A 17244-nucleotide genomic window follows, 5' to 3' on the forward strand; every position below is an offset into this window, starting at 1 on the left:
GATGTGGGACCAGGTGATGGAGGAAGCGCCGCGCTTCTTCGGCTACTACAACCTGCTCTTCATCGGCGAGGCGCTGGTCAATACGCTGCTGCTGTCCTGGATCGGCGCCGCGCTCGGCTTCGGCATCGGCTTCCTCTTTGCCATCTGCCGGCATCCGCGGCTGTTCGGCCTGCTGCCGCTGCGCATCGCGGCCACGCTCTATGTCGAGCTGTTCCGCCGCATCCCCTTTCTGGTGAAGCTGATGTGCGTCTTCTTCGCTTTCCAGCTTTCGGGTGCGCAGGCCTCGCTCTTCACCGTGGCCCTGGTCACCGTCGTGCTCTCGGCCGCGGCCTTCGCGGCGGAGATCGCGCGCGCGGGCCTGGAATCCATCCCCGCCCCGCAATGGGATGCGGCGGAGGCAATGAATTTCGGCCGCTGGCGCACGCTGTGGCGTGTGGTCGCGCCGCAGAGTTTTCGGATCGTCCTGCCGCCCCTGTTCGGTTACACGGTCGGTTTCATCAAGAGCACCTCCATCGCCAGCCAGATCGGCGTGATGGAGCTGACCTATGCGGCCAAGATCCTCAACACGCGCGGCTTCTCCGCCCTGCTGTGCTTCGGCACCATCCTGCTGCTGTATTTCCTGATCTGCTGGCCTACCAAACACTTTGGCGAACGGCTGGAACGCCGGCTCGCCCGACGCTGAGGACCCACGCCATGCCCTATATCATGCCCGGCGCCCATCTGCTGCAGGGCGCCATCGACGTGCATGTGCATTGCGCGCCGCATCTGAACGGCCGCTCGGTGAATGTCTTCGAGGCGGTGCGCCAGGCGGCCGCGGCCGGCATGCGCGCCATCGGCATCATGTGCAATTTCCAGAACACCTCCGGCTTCGCGGCGCTGGCGAATGACGAGCTCGGCCATCTCGGCTGCCGTGCCTTCGGCGGCGTCATCATGCAGCCCACCGCGGGCGGCGTGACGCTGGAAGTGGCGAAGGCCGCCATCGGCTATGGCTACGGCCCCGGCACCGGCGCGCGCTTCGTCTCCCTCCCCACGCACCACACCCGCTATATCGCCGAACGCGAGGGTCGCGGGCCGGCCTTCCTGGAGACCACCTTCCAGGTGCCCGAATCCGGCCAGGTGCCGGATGTGGTCCGCGCCATCATGGACCTTTGTGCCGAGAAGGACGTGGTCTTCGATTGCGGCCATGTCTCGGGCCGCGAAGCCGTGGCGCTGGCCGAGGAATGCCAGCGCCGTGGCGTCACCCGCATCCGCACCCATGGCTCCCGCTACACCACCGACCAGATCCAGGCCATCACGGCCCTCGGCGGCTATGTGGAGCTTTCCTTCTTCATCCTGACGCATGCGACCCAGGTCGGGCTGACCCATGTTGATGAGGAGAAGCACAAGATCTCCTCGGCCAGCACCATCCAGGATTTCACGCCGCGCATCCGCGCCGCCGGCGACCGCTGCATCCTCTCCTCCGATGGCGGCGTCTTCCTGCTGCCGCCGCCGGTGGAATGTCTTCGCGAGTATCTGCTGCTGGTCCAGAGCGAAGGCTTCTCGGATGCCGAGATCCGCCGGATGACCTCGACCAACCCCGCCGCGCTCTTCGGCCTCGACTGAGGCCTCAATGCGCCAGCAGCACCGGCACCGTCATGCGCGCCAGGATGCCGCGCGTGACGCCGCCGAGGATCAGCTGCCGCAGGCGCGAATGGCCATAGGCGCCCATCACGATCAGGCCGATATCCGAATCCGCCGCCTCGTTCAGAAGCACATCGGCCTCCGGCACCTCCTCGGTCACGATATGCGCGGCGGTCGCCGTCACGCCGTGGCGGGCCAGGTGCAGCGCGATATCGGCGGCCGGCACATCGCCATGGCCGCCGATGCCGTGGCGCGGATTGATGGCCACCACGGCCACATGGCTGGCCGCGCGCAGCAGCGGCAGCGCGTCATGCACCGCGCGCGTCGCCTCCCGCCCCGCATTCCAGGCGACCAGCACGCGCTCCGGCGCGCTGGCGAAGTGGCCTGAATGGGGCACCGTCAGCACCGGTCGCCCGGATTGGAACAGCACCGATTCCAGCAGCGCCGCATCCAGCATGGCCTCCGCGCTGCCCGGCTGCGGTTGGCCCAGCACGGCCAGGTCCGCATAGCGCGCATGCAGCGCCACCGCCTCCGCGGGCAGGGTCGTCGCCTCCCGCCATTCGCCCTGCAGCCCGTCGCGGCGCAGCTTCTCCTCGAAGCTGGCGCGGGATCGGCCCGCCTGCGCCTGCGCCTCCTCCCGCATCCGCTGCGCCAGCTGGCCCAGCGCCGCACCGCCCAGGTCGCTGGTCAGGCCCGCGGGCAGGCTGGCCTCCACGGCATGCAGCCCGACGAGATGGGCCCCGTGCCGAGCGGCGAGCGCCGCCGCGAAATCCAGCCGCGCCGCTGCGCGCGGCGAGGCATCCAGATGCACCAGCAGATCCCGCAAACCCATCTCCGCCCCCTCCGCCCGATCTCCTCGACGCAGGATGCCCGCTGCGCCCGTCGCAGGTCTTGATGCCGATCAAATCCGCAGGCTGGCATGCAGCCGGGCAGCGCGCCGGTCGATCTGGCCTGGGCGGCCCGCGCATTGCAGACTGCCAGGCCTCTCCCCCGCCAAGGACCAAGCCCAGATGCAGATCGACATCCCCGAGATCGTCGCCGAAGTGACCGAGGCCTTCATGCGCTATGAGCGCGCGCTGGTGGCCAATGACGTGGCGGTCTTGGACGAACTGTTCTGGAACGATCCGCGCACCATCCGCTACGGCGCGACGGAGATCCTGCATGGCTATGCCGAGATCATGGCCTTCCGCGCCTCGCGCCCCTCCGTCGGGCTGGAGCGCGACCTGCTGCGCACCGTCATCACCACCTATGGCCGCGACTTCGCCACCGCCAATACCACCTTCAGCCGCAATGGCCGGGTCGGGCGGCAGAGCCAGACCTGGGTTCGCCAGCCGGAGGGGTGGCGCGTGGTCTCGGCCCATGTCAGCCTGATGCCTCCCGAGGGTTGAGAAATCGCTCGCGCGTCCCGTTCAAGGACGCGTGAGTACCGGTTCTGGACAAGCGACGTTGCGGACGATGCGCCTGCCGCCTGCTAGATTGCCTGATATTTTGTAATGAAGCTGCACAACACGAATGGGCGGTGAACTTCTTTCCTTCCCGGCCACCGCGCCCTTCGCGCCTGGCCTCTGCACGCTTGCGGACCCGGATCTTCTCTGGCTGCATCTGATCTCGGATGTGGCGATCGGGCTCGCCTATTTCTCGATTCCCGCCGCGCTGCTGGTCTTCGCGCGGCGGCGGCGCGACCTGGCCTATCCCTGGGTCTTCGTGCTCTTCGCCGCCTTCATCATCGCCTGCGGCACGACCCATGTGATGCATGCCTGGACCATGTTCCGGCCGGATTATGTGACCGAGGGCCTGGTGAAGCTCGTCACCGCCGCCATCTCCGTCACCACCGCGGTCGTGCTCTGGCCGCTGCTGCCGCGCCTGCTGGCGCTGCCCAGCCCCCAGGCCATGGCGCGGGAGGTGGAGGAGCGCCGCATCGCGGAGGCACGCGCCCGGGCAAGCGAGGCGCGCACCGCCGCCTTCATCGAGCATCTGCCGGAGGCGCTTTTCGTCCTGCGCCCCGGCCCGCGCGGCGATTTCACGGCTGAAGCCGTCAACCCGGCCTTCGAGCGGCTCTATGGAATCGCCGGCGCCAGCATCCGTGGCCGCGACATGGCGGAGGTCCTGCCGCCCGGCCTGCTCGCCAGCCTGCTGCCCCATTGGCACCAAGCCGTCGAGGCACGGCGGCCGGTCGAATATGTCACCGAGGCGGAGACGCCGGCCGGCTGGCGGGTCTGGCAGACGATCCTGGTGCCGATGGAGGGACCGGAGGGTCAGGTGGAGCGGCTGCTGGGCTCCGCGCGGGATATCACCATGACCCGCAGGCTGCAGGCCGATCTGCTGCAGAGCGCACGACTTGCCACGATCGGCACCATGTGCGCGGGCCTGGCGCATGAGACCAGCCAGCCGCTGAACGCCGCCATCCTCTGGACCCGCAATGCGCGCGCGGTGGCGGAGGGGATGTCGCCCCAGGACAGCGCCGCGCGCCTGAGCCATGCTCTCGGCATCATCGAGGGGCAATTGCGCCGGGCAGGCGACCTGGTCACCCGCATCCGGGCTTTGCCCGGGGAGGAGGAAGGCACGCCCCAGCCCTTCGATGCGGCGGTCACCGCCGCCGACGCGCTGCGCCTGGCCATGCGCCAATATGCCGCGGAGGGGCTGGACTTCGCCCTGCACAGCAAGGCCTCCTCCCTACCGGTGCAGGGTGTTCCGGCGCGGCTGGAACAGGCTGTGTTGCAACTACTCGCCAATGCCCGGGATGCGGTGCTGGCGCGGCGGAGTGGCGATCCCGAGGCGCCGATGCGCATCGTCCTGACCTTGCGGGAGGAGGCGGGCGAGGCCGTGCTGGATGTGGCGGATACCGGCACCGGCGTGCCGGAGGCCTTGCGCGATGCGATCTTCGACCCCTTCTTCACCACACGCGAACCTGGTCGCGGCAGCGGGCTTGGCCTGCCGCTGGCGTCGGCCGTGGCGCGCGGCATGGGGGGAAGGATCGAGGCGCGGAACCTGCCGGAGGGTGGCGCGCTGTTCAGCATGCGGCTCGCACTCGCGCCCATGGCGGGTCAGCCGGCAGAGGGAGCGGCGACAATCCGATGACCTGGCGCATCCTGGTTGCCGAGGATGAAGGCCTCGCCGCCATGGCGATCGAGGACGAGCTGGTAAGGGCCGGCTACGAGGTGGTGCTGGCCCCCGATGGCCAGGCGGCGCTGGAAGCCGCGGACCGGGAACCGCCCGATTTGCTGCTGACCGACCTTCGCATGCCGAGGCTGGATGGCTCCGGCCTGATCCGCGCGCTGCGCGCTGCCCGGCCCGGCCTGCCCGTGGTGGTGATGACCGGCTATGCGCCGGCCGGCGGCGCCAATGCCTTCGGGCGAGAGGGTGAGGGGCCGGTCGCACTTTTCCCCAAGCCGCTCGACATGGATGCGGTGCTGGCCGAGCTTCGCAAGCTGCTGCCCGGGCCATAGCATCCTGGCGCGGCGGCCGATGGGGCAGGCGATGATCTTTTCCCTGGCGGGACGAGTGGCGTTGGTGACGGGTGCCTCGGGCGCCTTCGGCCGGCATTTCGCGCGCATCCTGCACGGTGCCGGAGCACGGGTGGTGCTGGCGGCAAGGCGGCCGGATGCGGTGGCGGGGCTGGTCGCGGAACTCGGCGAGGGTGCCATGGCCGTGGCCCTGGACGTCACGGAGCCGGCCAGCATCGCCGCGGCGCTGGACCAGGTCGCGGCACGCTTGGGCCCGCCGGGCATCCTGGTGAACAATGCCGGCATCGCCGCGACGCGCCCCTTCCTGGACCATAGCGCAGCGGATTGGGACCAGGTGATGCAGGTGGACCTGCGCGGTGCCTTCCTGGTGGCTCAGGCCGTGGCGCGCGCCATGGTGACGGCGGGGCAGGGCGGTTCGATCGTCAACATCGCCTCCATCCTCGGCAGCCGCGTGATTCCAGGCGTCGCCGGCTATTCCGCCGCCAAGGCGGGGCTGATCCAGCTGACGCGGCAGATGGCGGTGGAACTCGCCCGGCACCGCATCCGCGTGAATGCGCTGGCGCCCGGCTATATCGCCACAGAGATCAATGCGGGCTTCTTCGAGACCGAGGCCGGCCAGGCGCTGGTGAAGCGGATTCCGCAGCGTCGCCTCGGCACGGTGGAGGATCTGAGCGGGCCGCTGCTGCTGCTGGCCTCGGAAGCCGGGGCGCATATGACGGGCAGCGTGCTGACCGTCGATGGCGGCCATTCCATCAACAGCCTCTAGGACAGACCCCGCATGGATTTCGCCCTGCCGCCCGAGATCGACGCCATCCGGATGCGGGTGCGGGATTTCGTCGACACGAAGCTGATCCCTCTGGAGGCCGACCGCGCGAATTACGACGAACACGAGAACATCCACCCGGATGTGCTGCGGCGGATGCGGGCGGAGGCGAAGGCGGCGGGCCTCTGGGCGCTGCAGATGCCGAAGCACCGCGGCGGCGGCGGCCTGTCCGTGGTCGGCATGGCGGCCTGCTACGAGGAGATGAACCGCTCCATCTTCGGCCCCGTCGTCTTCAACAGCGCGGCGCCCGACGACGGCAATATGATCGTGCTGGAGAAGGTGGCGACGGAGGCCCAGAAGGCGCGCTGGCTGCAGCCCATCGTCGACGGCGATGTGCAGTCCAGCTTCGCGATGACGGAGCCCGATGGCTGCGGCAGCGATCCCTCGCTCACCTACACCCGCGCAGAGAAGGTGCAGGGCGGCTGGCGGGTGACCGGGCGCAAGCACTACATCACCGGCGCCGGTGAATCGAAGCATTTTCTCCTGATTGCCCGCACCAGCGACGACGATCGCAAGGGCCTGACCTGCTTCCTGTTCCATGCGGACCAGCCGGGCTGGCGCATCATCCGCCGCATCCCGATCATGGGGCCGGAGGAGCATGGCGGGCATTGCGAGATCGAATTCGACGGCCTGGAGATCCCCGACGAGAATGTGCTGATGGGCGTCGGCGACGGGCTGAAGCTGACGCAGATCCGCCTCGGCACCGCGCGGCTGACGCATTGCATGCGCTGGCTGGGCATGGGGCGGCGCGCGCTGGAGATTGCGATGGCGCGCATCGCGGAGCGGCAGAGTTTCGGCCAGAAGCTGATCGACCGTGAGAGCGTGCAGGGGCTCGTGGGACAGGCGGCGATGGAGCTGGAGATCGGGCGGCTGCTGACCATGAAGGCGGCCTGGGTGCTGGACCAGGGCGGCTTCGCGCGGAAGGAGGTCTCGATGGCCAAGATCGTCGTCGCCGATGCGCTGCACAAATCCGTCGACACGGCGCTGCAACTGCTCGGCGCGCGCGGCTATTCCAAGGACACGCCGGTGGAATGGATGTACCGCTACGCCCGCCAGGCGCGCCTGGTGGATGGCGCGAGCGAGGTGCACCGCATGGTGCTGGCGAATTTCCTGCGCCGCGAGGGTCGCGACTTTTTTGCATGGGGCGCGCATGGATGAGGCGGCGCTGCGCGGCTGGCTGGCGCAAGCGGCAGGCGATGACGCGCTGCGCCTCACCGCGCTGACGCGGCTTTCGGGCGGCGCCATCCAGCAGAACTGGGCGCTGGATGTGGAGGTTTCGGGCGCGCCCCAGCGCTGGGTGCTGCGCACGGATGCGCCGGCGGTGCTCGCCGTCAGCCACACGCGGCCGCAGGAGTTTCGCCTGTTGCGCGCGGCTCGCGACGCCGGCGTGACGGTGCCGGAACCGCTCTTCCTCTGCGAGGACACGGCCGTGATCGGCCGGCCCTTCTTCGTCATGGCGCGTGTGGAGGGCGTGGCCGCGCCGCATCGCGTGGTGAAGGACGCGACGCTCGGCGGCGGGCGGGAGGCCTGCGTGGCGGCGCTGGGGCGCGAACTGGCCCGCATCCATTCCATCCGGCCACCCCGCGCGGATCTCGCTTTCCTCGGCGATCCGCCGGCCGATGCGGCGCTGGCCGCCATTGCAGCCTTGCGCGCCCGGCTGGACGCCGCCGGCACGCCGCGGCCGGTGCTGGAATGGGGGCTGCGCGCGCTGGAACGCAAGGCGCCCGCGCCCCTGCCGCCGGTGCTGTGCCATAATGACTTCCGCACCGGCAATGTCATGCTGGATGGGCAGGGCGTCACTGCGGTGCTGGATTGGGAATTCGCCGGCTGGGGCGATCCGCATGCCGATCTCGGCTGGTTCTGCGCAAAGTGCTGGCGCTTCGGGCAGGTGGCGCAGGAGGCCGGTGGCATCGGCCCACGCGAGGCCTTCCTGGCCGGCTATGGCCGGCCCGTGGATGCGGCGCGGCTGCCCTGGTGGGAATTGCTGGCGACCATCCGCTGGGCCGTCATCGCGGCCGACCAGGCGGCGCGCCACCTCTCCGGCCAGGAACGCAGCCTGGAACTCGCGCTGACCGGCCATATGGTGCCGGAGCTGGAATGGGACGTGCTGGCGATGGCGGAGGCGCTGTGATGCAGGAAAAGCCGGACGCTGCGGACCTGCTCGCCACGGCGCGGGATGTGGTGCTGCAGGAACTGCTGCCTGCCCTGCCGCCGGAGAAGGCGATCGCCGCCCGCATGGTCGCGGCCGCCATCGCTCTGGCGCTGCGCCAGGCCGCCGCACCGCCGCTGGTGGAGGCCGACCTGGCCGCGCTGGCCGCGGAGATCCGCGCCGGGCGGCATGATCCCGGCACGGACAGCCATGCGCGGGTGCTGGCCTTCCTGCGGGACTACGCCCGCGCCCGTGCCGAAGTCAGCGCGCCGAAGGCGCTGGGCTGAAGCGCGCCCCCGCATGCTCATCAAGCCGCGGCGTACCGCGCGGCGGCAGGGGGCGCACCCCGTCGAAGCTGATCGGCGTGGCGACCACGGCAAAATCCTCGCCCGGCGGCGTGGCCAGCATCTGCATCGCCGCCGCCTGCGGCTCCGCCAGCATTTCCGCAATTGTGTTGATCGGCGCGCAGGGCACGCCGGCCTCCACCAGCACGCCGAGCCACTCCACGCGGCGCTTCGTGCGCATGATCTCGCGGATCATCGGCAGCAGCCTGTGCTGGTTCGCCAGCCGGTCGCGGTTGGTGACGAAGCGCGGATCGGCGGGCCATTCCGCACGGCCCAGCACGCGGGCAAACTTTCCGAACAGCCGATCATTGCCGCAGCAGACCAGCAGCGGGGAGTCGGACGCGTCGAAGGCCTCATAGGGCACGAAGCCCGGATGGCCCGAGGCATGCCGCACCGGCTGCTCGCCGAGATTCACGAAGGCGGAAACCTTCTGATTGGCCCAGGCGAAGGCGGTCTCGAAGAGCGAGGTGTTGATGACGCAGCCGCGCCCCGTCGCCTCCCGCTGCCGCAGGGCCGCCAGCGCGCCGATCACCGTCCACATGCCGGTGCCCTGGTCCACCACGCTCGCGCCCATCCGCACCGGCTTGCCGCCCGGCTCGCCGGTGATGGAGGAGAGGCCGGAAAAAGCCTGCAGCAGCGGCTCATAGCCGCCATGGTCCTTCATCGGTCCGCGATGGCCGAAGGCGCCCATCTCGCAATAGATCAGGCGCGGATGCCGCGCCGTGGTTTCGGCCCCGCCGAGGCCCAGCGATTCCGGCACGCCGGGGCGCATATTGTGCAGCAGGATATCGGCCTGTTCGAGCAGCGCATGGAGCGCCGCCATGCCCTCGGCGGATTTCAGGTCCAGTGCCACGCTGCGCTTGCCGCGGTTGAACTCGTGAAAGACCAGCGCATCGCCGCGCCGGAAATCGCGGCCCATCTGCCGCGCATCGTCGCCGCCCTGCGGCTTCTCCACCTTGATCACATCGGCGCCGAGATCCGCCAGGATCGCGCCGGCATAGGGGCCCGCGAAAACCTGGCCGATCTCGACGACCTTCACGCCATCCAGTGGCTTCACGCCGCGAGGCCCTGCTTCGCCCGATACTTCGCCAGGCTCCCCGCATGCATGACGCGGCCGTTCAGCCGGCGGCCGATCAGGCGTTCGGCCATCAGCGCGCATTCCACCAGCGCCTCCAGGTCGATGCCGGTCTCGATGCCGAGTTCCTGGCACAGGAAGACCAGGTCCTCCGTGCACACATTCCCCGCCGCGCCGGCATCGCCATGCCCGGCGAAGGGGCAGCCGCCGAGGCCGGCCACGCTGCTGTCGAAGAGGTCCACGCCCATCTCCAGCGCCGCCAGCACATTGGCGGTGCCGAGGCCGCGCGTGTCGTGCAGATGCAGCCCGATCCGCACATCCGGCAGCGCATCCCGCACCATGCCGACCAGCCGCCGCGTCTGCTCCGGATTGCCCCAGCCCATCGTGTCCGCGAGGAAGATCTGCGGCAGTTTCTCGCCACGCTCGGCGCAGATGTCCTGGGCATAGCGCGCGAGCGCCACCACGCGTTCCGGCGGGATATCGCCCTCATAATTGCAGCCGAAGGCGGCCATGATGATGGCGTAGTCCGGCTTCACGCCGGCCTCGGCATAGAGGTCGAGCCAGCCCTTCTGTCGTTCCGCCATCTCCACCGCCGAGCAGCGGTTGTTGCGCTGCGCGAAGGCGTCCGAGGCATAGAGCGAAATCTTGCCCTGCAGGTCCACATGCCCCGTGGCGCGGGCCCGTGCAAAACCCTGCTCGTTCAGCCAGAGGCCGGTGTAGTGCACGCCCGGCTTCCTGCGGATGGCGGCGAAGAATTCCGCGCTGTCCGCCATCTGCGGCACGTGCTTGGGGCTGACGAAGCTCGCCACCTGGATGTGGTGCAGCCCCGTCTCCGCCAGCGCCTCCACCAGCTTCACGCGCTCCGCCAGGGGAAAGATCGTCTTCTCGATCTGGAAGCCTTCGCGCGGACCTTCCTCGCGAAACTCGACCTTCTTCGGTCGGTCGGACATGATTCTCTCCCTCAGGCCGCGGCCATGATGGTGCCGCTGCAATCGCCGAAGCCGATGCTGGCAAAGCCGTCGCGGCGGGCACGGGCGCGCAGCGTGATGCTGTCGCCGTCTTCCAGGAAACGCCGCGTCGCGCCGGATGGCAAGGTGATGGGCTGGCGCCCGCCCGCGGTGATTTCGAGCAGCGATCCATAGCCCGTGGCGGTCGAAATCGTGCCCGTGCCGAAGAGGTCGCCCGGTTGCAGGTTGCAGCCGCCGCAGCTGTGGTGCGCCACCATCTGCGCCGGCGTCCAGTACAGGCCACGCGCATCGCTGGTGGAAAGGCGATGCGGCGCCTCGCCCGGCACGGTGAGCCAGACTTCCAGCTCCAATGCCAGCGCGCCCGCCGCCTGATCCGCCTCGTCCCAGAGATAGTCCATCGGCTTCGGATCGCCTGCCGCTCGCGGCGGCTGCGCGACCCGGAAGGGCGCCAGCGCCTCCGGCGTCACCACCCATGGGCTGATGGTCGAGCCGAAATTCTTGGCCAGGAAGGGGCCGAGCGGCTGGTATTCCCAGCCCTGGATATCGCGCGCGGACCAGTCGTTCAGCAGACAGAAGCCTGCGATATGTCCCGCCGCCTGCGCGATCGGAATCGGCTCCCCCAGCGCATTGCCCGGCCCGATCCAGATGCCGAGCTCCAGCTCGTAATCCAGGTTGCGGCTCGGCCCGAAGCTGGGCGTGGTCTCGGCCGCGGGCTTGCGCTGCCCCTTCGGCCGACGCAGCGCGGTGCCGGACGGCACGATGGAGCTGGCGCGGCCGTGATAGGCGATGGGGACGTGCTTGTAGTTCGGCATCAGCGGCTGGTCCGGCCGGAACAGCGCGCCGACATTGGTGGCGTGCTGGATGCCGGCGTAGAAATCCGTGTAGTCGCCGACGCGCGCGGGCAGGTGCAGCGTGCAGTCCTTGGCCTCGTGCAGTTCCAGCGGCGCATCGCTGCCCTCCGCAAGCAGTTCGAAGAGCTGCGCGCGCAAGGCCTGGCGCGGCGCGGCGCCCATGGCGAAGAAGCCGTTCAGCGTGCCATCCGCCATCGCGGCGACCGCATCGGCGGCGACGCCCTTCAGCGGCGCGCTGGCGAGCTCCAAAATGCTGTCGCCGATGGCCACCCCAGCGCGCTTCCCCGCACCGGGCGGGGAAAACACACCCAGTGGCAAATTCTGGATCGGAAAATCCGCATGGCCATTGGCCGAGGCGACGCGGCTGCGCCGTGCCGCATCATGGGTCGCATCCAGCATCAAGGTCACCGCCGCGTCGGATCGAATTTCTTCACCAGGCCCGCCCAGCAGGCCTCGTAGTCAGGTTGCCGCTGCGCCACGCCGGCGGCATAGGCCGTCACCCGCTGCGGCAGCCGCGTCTCCAGCATGAAGGCCATGGTATTGGCCAGCTTGTGCGGCGCGAGTTCCACCGTGCTCGCCTTCTCGAAGGCCTCCGCATCCGGCCCATGCGGCAGCATGCAGTTGTGCAGGCTGAATCCGCCCGGCACGAAACCCTGCGGCTTCGCGTCATACTGGCCGAGGATCAGGCCCATGAACTCGCTCATCAGGTTCATGTGGTACCAGGGCGGCCGGAAGGTGTTTTCCGCCACCATCCAGCGCTCCGGGAACAGCACGAAGTCGATATTCGCGGTGCCCGGCGTCTCCGATGGCGCCGTCATCACCGTGAAGATCGAGGGATCCGCGTGGTCGAAGAGCAGCGGCCCCACCGGGGAGAATCGGGAGAGATCGTATTTGTAGGGCGCGTAGTTGCCGTGCCAGGCCACCACATCCAGCGGCGAATGCGCGATCTCCGCCTGCCACAGCTGCCCGCCCCATTTCACCACGACGAGCTGGGGTCGCTCCACATCCTCATAGGCCGCGACGGGTGACAAGAAGTCGCGCTGATTGGCCAGGCAATTGGCGCCGATCGGGCCGCGCTCCGGCAGGGTGAAGGCGCCGCCATAATTCTCGCAGACATAGGCCCGCGCCGGTTCCTCGTTGAACAGCTCCACGCGGAACTTGACGCCCCGCGGCATCACCGCGACCTCGCCCGGCGCCACGTCGACCACGCCGAATTCGGTGCGAAAGCGCAGCCGTCCCTGCTGCGGAATCACCAGCATCTCGGCGTCCGAATTCCAGAAGGTCTCGTCCACCATGCTGCGCGTGACCAATGCGATGCTGGCCGCCATCCCGGTCTGGGATGCCGCATCGCCGCAGGTGGTGATGGTCCGCATGCCTGTGAGGAATGTCTCGCCGCTGGCCGGAATCGGCAGCGGGTCCCAGCGCAGCGGCTGGATCGGCAGGCCGGTCTCCTCGGCACAGGGTGCACTGCGCCACAGGCCGGCATCGCGCGGCGCGAAGCGGCCGATATGCGCCACGGTCGGTCGGATGCGATACAGCCAGGACCGCGCATTGCTCGCCCTGGGCGCCGTGAAGGGGCTGCCCGAAAGCTGCTCGGCATAGAGCCCATAGGCGCAGCGCTGTGGCGAATTGCGGCCGACGGGCAGGGCGCCGGGCAGCGCCTCCGTCTCGAAGCCATTGCCGAAGCCGGACATGTAGCCGGCATTGGCCGTGCTGATGATGGTCTGTTGCGGCGTGATATCCATCTCTCGCCTCCCCTCGATCTGGCCAGCATAGCGCATCCTTGGCCGGCGGCGATGCTGGACGCGCGGCGCCGGCGGCGGCAGGTTTGGCCCTGAACAACGCCAGGAACACCCCCCGGATGAGCCTTCGCGGCCGCGCCTGCATCGTCGGCGCCTTCGAACACCCCACCCGCAAGGCACCGGACAAATCCGTGGCCCAGCTGCATGCGGAGGTCGCCTTCGGCGCGCTGGAGGATGCCGGGCTGACCAAGGCGGATGTCGACGGCTATTTCTGCGCCGGCGACGCCCCCGGCATGGGCCCGTTGGCCATGGCCGACTATCTCGGCCTCGACCGGCTGAGCCATGTCGATTCCACCGATATCGGCGGCAGCTCCTACCTCGCCCATGTCGCCCATGCGGCGGCCGCCATCGCGCTCGGCCGCTGCAATATCGCGCTGATCACGCTCGCCGGCCGTCCGCGCAGCGAGGGGCAGGCCACCGGCACCGGGGCGCGGGCCCAGAACGCCACCGTGCCGGACGATCCCTTCGAGATCCCGATGGGCCGCACCGTCGCCGGCAGCTATGCGCTCTGCGCCATGCGGCACATGCACGAATACGGCACCACCAGCGAGGACTTGGCCTGGATCAAGGTCGCCGCCAGCCAGCACGCCCAGCACAATCCCCATGCGATGCTGAAGAAGCCGGTGACGGTGGAGGAGGTGGTGAATTCGCCCATGGTGGCGGACCCGCTGCATCGCCTGGACTGCTGCGTTATTTCGGACGGTGGCGGCGCCCTGATCGTCGCCCGTCCCGAAATCGCCCGCAGCCTGAAGCGCCCCATCGTCACGGTGCGCGGCACCGGGGAATCGATAAAGGGCCAGTTCGGCGGCTACCCCGACCTGACCTTCTCCGGCGCCCGCTTCTCCGGCGCCCGCGCCTTCGCGGAAGCCGGCGTGACGCCCGCCGACATCCGCTACGCCAGCATCTATGACAGCTTCACCATCACCGTGCTGATCCAGCTGGAAGACCTCGGCTTCTGCGCGAAGGGCGACGGAGGAAAATTCGTGCGCGACGGCAACCTGATCTCCGGCGTTGGCAGGCTGCCCTTCAACACGGATGGCGGCGGGCTCTGCAACAATCATCCCGCCAATCGCGGCGGCATGACCAAGGTGATCGAGGCGGTGCGGCAGCTGCGCGGCGAGGCCCATCCGGCCGTGCAGGTGCCCGATTGCGGCCTGGCGCTGGCGCATGGCACGGGCGGGCTGCTCGGCCATCGGCACGGCAGCGCCACGCTCATCATGGAAAGGGAGTGAGCGCCATGTCCGAACGCATCATCGCCGCGCCGGTGATCGACGCCTCGACCAAGCCCTTCTGGGATGCGGCGGGGGAGGGAAGGCTGATGCTCGGCCTGTGCCGCGACACGCAAAAGCACTTCTTCTACCCGCGCGGCGCCTCTCCCTTCACCCTCTCGCCGAATGTGGAGCTCGTCCCGGCGAGCGGCCTCGGCACCATCTACAGCTACACGGTGATGCGGGTCGCGGAGCCCTATGCCTGCGCCTATGTCGAGCTGGACGAGGGGCCGCGCCTCTTCACCAATATCGTCGATTGCGCCTTCGAGGAGATCCGCATCGGCATGAGGGTGCGCGTGGTCTTCAAGCCGACGCAGGATGCCGAAGGCGGGCCCGGCGCGCCCATGCCGATGTTCGCGCCGGCCTGACGGTCCCGGGGGGGCGCAGACCCCCCGGCTGCCTCAGCGGCAGACGCGCTGGTTCACCCAGCGGGTGCGGATATAGCCGTAGCGGTCGCGGTAGCGGATGCGCCGCCGTTCCACCCAGCAGCGCTGCCGCCCCCGGCCGCGACGATACCCGGGCGGCGGCCCCCATTGCGCCTCGGTCAGCAGCTCCTCGACCTCGGCCTCGGTGAGGATGGCCGGCTCGGCCTGCGGGGACGGTGCCTCCGGCGGCGAGGTGCGGCTGGCGGCGCTGGCGGCACCGGCACCGAGCGCGCTGCCAAGCGCACCGGCCAGGCTGGCGAAAAGAAAACGTCGGCGGTCCATGACGGATCACTCCCTGCGGTCAGGATGCCCAGTCAAGGCCGGGATCATGTCCGCAAACGGCGCCAAACCATGGCGAGTTTCGGGAGGTCTGCGACGAAAGGTCTCAGTTGAACAGCGAACTGACCGAGGATTCCTCGCTGATCCGCTTCATTGCCTCGGCCAGCAGCTGGGCGATGGTCAATTGCTTGATATTGCGCGAAACCCGCACCGCTTCCGTGGCCAGGATGCTGTCCGTGACCACCATATGCTCGATCTGCGCGGCGCCGACGCGTGCCACCGCGCCGCCCGAGAAGACACCATGCGTCACATAGACGCTGGCCGACTTGGCGCCGTTCTTCAGCAGCGCCTCCGCCGCATTCACCAGCGTGCCGCCCGAATCGACGATATCGTCCACCAGGATGCAGTCGCGGCCCTCCACCTCGCCGATCACGTTCATCACCTCGGAAACGCCGGCCCGCGGGCGGCGCTTGTCGATGATGGCCAGGTCGGTGTGGATGCGCGCCGCGATCGCCCGCGCGCGCACCACGCCGCCGACATCCGGCGAGACGACCATCAGGTCGCGGCCGGCGAAACGCTCCTGGATGTCGCGGGCGAAAAGCGGGGCGGCGAAGAGGTTGTCCACGGGGATATCGAAGAAGCCCTGGATCTGCGCGGCGTGCAGATCCATGGTCAGCACGCGGTTGGCGCCCGCCGCGGTGATCAGGTTCGCCACCAGCTTGGCGGAGATCGGCGTGCGGGGGCCCGATTTCCGGTCCTGCCGCGCATAGCCGAAATAGGGAATGACCGCCGTGATGCGCCGCGCGCTGCCGCGCTTCAGCGCGTCCAGCATGATCAGCAGTTCCATCAGGTTGTCGTTCGCGGGGTAGCTCGTGGACTGCACCACGAAGACATCCTCGCCGCGGACATTCTCATGGATCTCGCAGAAGATCTCCATGTCGGCGAAGCGCCGCACGGACGCCTGGGTCAGCGGGATGCCCAGCGCCGATGCCACCGCCTCGGCAAGCGGGCGGTTGCTGTTGCAGGCGATGATCTTCATGGCGAGCGCGAACCCCGGGGGAAGGAGTACGAAAAAAAGGCGGCGCCGTGGAAGACTCCCGCGGCCGGTGCGGCGCTTGGTAGCAACGTGACGTTATGGTGTCCATCGCGGGCGGATGACGGCCACGCATGGCCGCCCCGCCCGGCCGATCAGGGCGCCGGCGCCGCGGCGGGGCTTGCCCCGGGCGTGGCCGCAGTCGGCCCGGGCGTAGCCGCGGTCGGAAAGCCGCCGGCATTGAAGACCACGTCCCGGATGCCGCCGGAGGCTTCCTCCGCCACCACATAGGCGACATCGCCCCAGAGCCCGCCAAGCGTGCCCGTCGGCACCTCGTTCAGCTGAAGCACGCGGCCCAGATCCTCGCCATCGCGGCGGGAGACGACCCAGACGATCTCGACGCGCTGCTGGCCGCGGCCGGAGGGGGCCATGGTGACCTCCCCCTGCACCGCGAATTGCGCGCCCTCCGCCTCCTCCTGCACCCGGAAACCCAGGCCGGCCAGGCTGTCCCGCATGCGGGCGGTCAGGCTCCGATTTCCGTCGCCCGGGGCACCGCGCACCGGCAGCAGCCGCAGCACGGGCGGCCCGCTGCCGGAGGCGCGTTCATCCCCGGTGCGGCGCTGCGCATCGATCCGGCCCACCAGCGTGGCGAGCTGGGGCGCGACCTCGCCGGAGATGCGGGCGTGCAGGGCTTCGCCACCCTCGGCCCAGTCCCGCGCCGGCACCGGCTGGCCCACCAGCATGCCCAGCGCCCGGCCATCGGCATCCCGCAGCGCGTAGCGCGGCACCACCTGGCCGCCCTCCCGCTCCGCCGCCAGCACCAGCTGCCAGTCCAGCGGCAGGGCTGGGCCGGCCACGGCCGGCACCTCATTCGCCACCAGCGCCTCCGCCAGGGCGCGGGAGAGGCTGGCCGAATCGGCATCCGTCAGCAGCAGCTGTGTGGAATTCGGCACCGCCACGCGATAGCCCGGCGGCATGCGCAGACGGCGCGCCACGGCGCCCGGACGGCCCCGGAAGGGCTGCGGCAGCCCGGTGCAGGCGGCGAGCGCGAGCGGCGCCAGCAGCAGCAGCCGGCGGCTAGGCGAAGACACAGGAGACCAGCAGGGTGAGCACCATCAGGACCATGAACATGACGACGTAGGG

Annotated in this window: 19 protein-coding genes; 11 read left to right on the forward strand and 8 right to left on the reverse strand. The window is 69.5% G+C overall.

All coding sequences use genetic code 11. The annotated features are described in order from the left end of the window. The first annotated feature begins 1 nt into the window (after position 1). Together ACTIF1_RS09120 and ACTIF1_RS09125 are read left to right on the forward strand one after the other, a co-directional pair. Positions 2–682, forward strand: coding sequence for an amino acid ABC transporter permease (locus tag ACTIF1_RS09120; RefSeq protein WP_439596082.1), 681 nt, complete (start codon positions 2–4; stop codon positions 680–682). A gap of 11 nt (positions 683–693) precedes the next feature. Further along, positions 694–1602 (forward strand): DUF6282 family protein, encoded by a 909-nt coding sequence (locus tag ACTIF1_RS09125; protein WP_439596083.1) that lies wholly within the window; start codon positions 694–696, stop codon positions 1600–1602. A 4-nt stretch (positions 1603–1606) separates the two neighbouring features. Here ACTIF1_RS09125 and ACTIF1_RS09130 read toward each other — a convergent pair whose 3' ends face one another. Further along, a complete protein-coding gene (locus ACTIF1_RS09130) occupies positions 1607–2452 on the reverse strand; it encodes a universal stress protein (protein WP_439596084.1) in 846 nt (281 codons plus the stop codon). A 178-nt stretch (positions 2453–2630) separates the two neighbouring features. Here ACTIF1_RS09130 and hpxZ point away from each other — a divergent pair, with 178 nt between their 5' ends. The 7 genes from hpxZ (at position 2631) to ACTIF1_RS09165 (ending at position 8343) form a co-directional block, all read left to right on the forward strand. Continuing rightward, positions 2631–3008, forward strand: a complete 378-nt coding sequence (gene hpxZ, locus ACTIF1_RS09135; protein ID WP_439596085.1) for an oxalurate catabolism protein HpxZ — start codon at positions 2631–2633, stop codon at positions 3006–3008. Positions 3009–3132: 124 nt separating this feature from the next. Then, entirely contained in the window at positions 3133–4698 is a 1566-nt protein-coding gene (locus ACTIF1_RS09140; RefSeq protein WP_439596086.1) for a sensor histidine kinase, read from the forward strand. Next, positions 4695–5066: a response regulator gene (locus tag ACTIF1_RS09145; RefSeq protein WP_439596087.1), complete on the forward strand. Its 372-nt coding sequence runs from the start codon at positions 4695–4697 to the stop codon at positions 5064–5066. Before ACTIF1_RS09140 ends, ACTIF1_RS09145 begins: the two co-directional genes overlap by 4 nt. A 31-nt stretch (positions 5067–5097) precedes the next feature. Then, positions 5098–5850, forward strand: coding sequence for an SDR family NAD(P)-dependent oxidoreductase (locus ACTIF1_RS09150; protein WP_439596088.1), 753 nt, complete (start codon positions 5098–5100; stop codon positions 5848–5850). Between the two features lie 12 nt (positions 5851–5862). Then, a complete protein-coding gene (locus ACTIF1_RS09155; RefSeq protein ID WP_439596089.1) occupies positions 5863–7065 on the forward strand; it encodes an acyl-CoA dehydrogenase family protein in 1203 nt (400 codons plus the stop codon). Beyond that, positions 7058–8038, forward strand: coding sequence for a phosphotransferase family protein (locus tag ACTIF1_RS09160; RefSeq protein WP_439596090.1), 981 nt, complete (start codon positions 7058–7060; stop codon positions 8036–8038). Before ACTIF1_RS09155 ends, ACTIF1_RS09160 begins: the two co-directional genes overlap by 8 nt. After that, positions 8038–8343, forward strand: a complete 306-nt coding sequence (locus tag ACTIF1_RS09165) for a hypothetical protein (protein ID WP_439596091.1) — start codon at positions 8038–8040, stop codon at positions 8341–8343. Before ACTIF1_RS09160 ends, ACTIF1_RS09165 begins: the two co-directional genes overlap by 1 nt. On the opposite strand, the gene ACTIF1_RS09170 is transcribed toward ACTIF1_RS09165, so the two are convergent. Genes ACTIF1_RS09170 through hmgA form a run of 4 tightly spaced genes read right to left on the reverse strand, consistent with a single transcriptional unit; the run spans position 8318 to position 13039 of the window. Further along, positions 8318–9457, reverse strand: a complete 1140-nt coding sequence (locus tag ACTIF1_RS09170) for a CaiB/BaiF CoA transferase family protein (protein ID WP_439596092.1) — start codon at positions 9455–9457, stop codon at positions 8318–8320. The two genes, ACTIF1_RS09165 and ACTIF1_RS09170, sit on opposite strands and share 26 nt — an antisense overlap. Continuing rightward, entirely contained in the window at positions 9454–10425 is a 972-nt protein-coding gene (locus tag ACTIF1_RS09175) for a hydroxymethylglutaryl-CoA lyase (protein WP_439596093.1), read from the reverse strand. Before ACTIF1_RS09175 ends, ACTIF1_RS09170 begins: the two co-directional genes overlap by 4 nt. 11 nt (positions 10426–10436) lie before the next feature. After that, on the reverse strand, positions 10437–11693 hold the full coding sequence (fahA, locus tag ACTIF1_RS09180) for a fumarylacetoacetase (protein WP_439596094.1): 1257 nt from the start codon (positions 11691–11693) through the stop codon (positions 10437–10439). 5 nt (positions 11694–11698) lie between these two features. Then, positions 11699–13039, reverse strand: coding sequence for a homogentisate 1,2-dioxygenase (hmgA, locus tag ACTIF1_RS09185; RefSeq protein WP_439596095.1), 1341 nt, complete (start codon positions 13037–13039; stop codon positions 11699–11701). 116 nt (positions 13040–13155) lie between these two features. Between hmgA and ACTIF1_RS09190 the strand changes: the two genes are divergently transcribed. Further along, the gene (locus ACTIF1_RS09190) at positions 13156–14328 is read left to right on the forward strand and encodes a thiolase domain-containing protein (protein WP_439596096.1); all 1173 of its coding nucleotides are present in this window, start codon (positions 13156–13158) and stop codon (positions 14326–14328) included. Positions 14329–14333: 5 nt separating this feature from the next. Next, a complete protein-coding gene (locus ACTIF1_RS09195; protein WP_439596097.1) occupies positions 14334–14732 on the forward strand; it encodes a Zn-ribbon domain-containing OB-fold protein in 399 nt (132 codons plus the stop codon). Between the two features lie 33 nt (positions 14733–14765). Here the strand turns inward: ACTIF1_RS09195 and ACTIF1_RS09200 are convergent, their stop codons facing one another. The 3 genes from ACTIF1_RS09200 to ACTIF1_RS09210 form a co-directional block, all read right to left on the reverse strand. Further along, positions 14766–15071, reverse strand: a complete 306-nt coding sequence (locus ACTIF1_RS09200; protein ID WP_439596098.1) for a hypothetical protein — start codon at positions 15069–15071, stop codon at positions 14766–14768. Positions 15072–15174: 103 nt separating this feature from the next. After that, positions 15175–16107, reverse strand: a complete 933-nt coding sequence (locus tag ACTIF1_RS09205) for a ribose-phosphate pyrophosphokinase (protein ID WP_439596099.1) — start codon at positions 16105–16107, stop codon at positions 15175–15177. Between the two features lie 149 nt (positions 16108–16256). Further along, positions 16257–17192, reverse strand: a complete 936-nt coding sequence (locus ACTIF1_RS09210) for a hypothetical protein (RefSeq protein WP_439596100.1) — start codon at positions 17190–17192, stop codon at positions 16257–16259. Positions 17193–17244 lie beyond the last annotated feature (52 nt).

Source organism: Falsiroseomonas sp. (genome assembly GCF_051860665.1).
Classification (GTDB): domain Bacteria; phylum Pseudomonadota; class Alphaproteobacteria; order Acetobacterales; family Acetobacteraceae; genus Falsiroseomonas.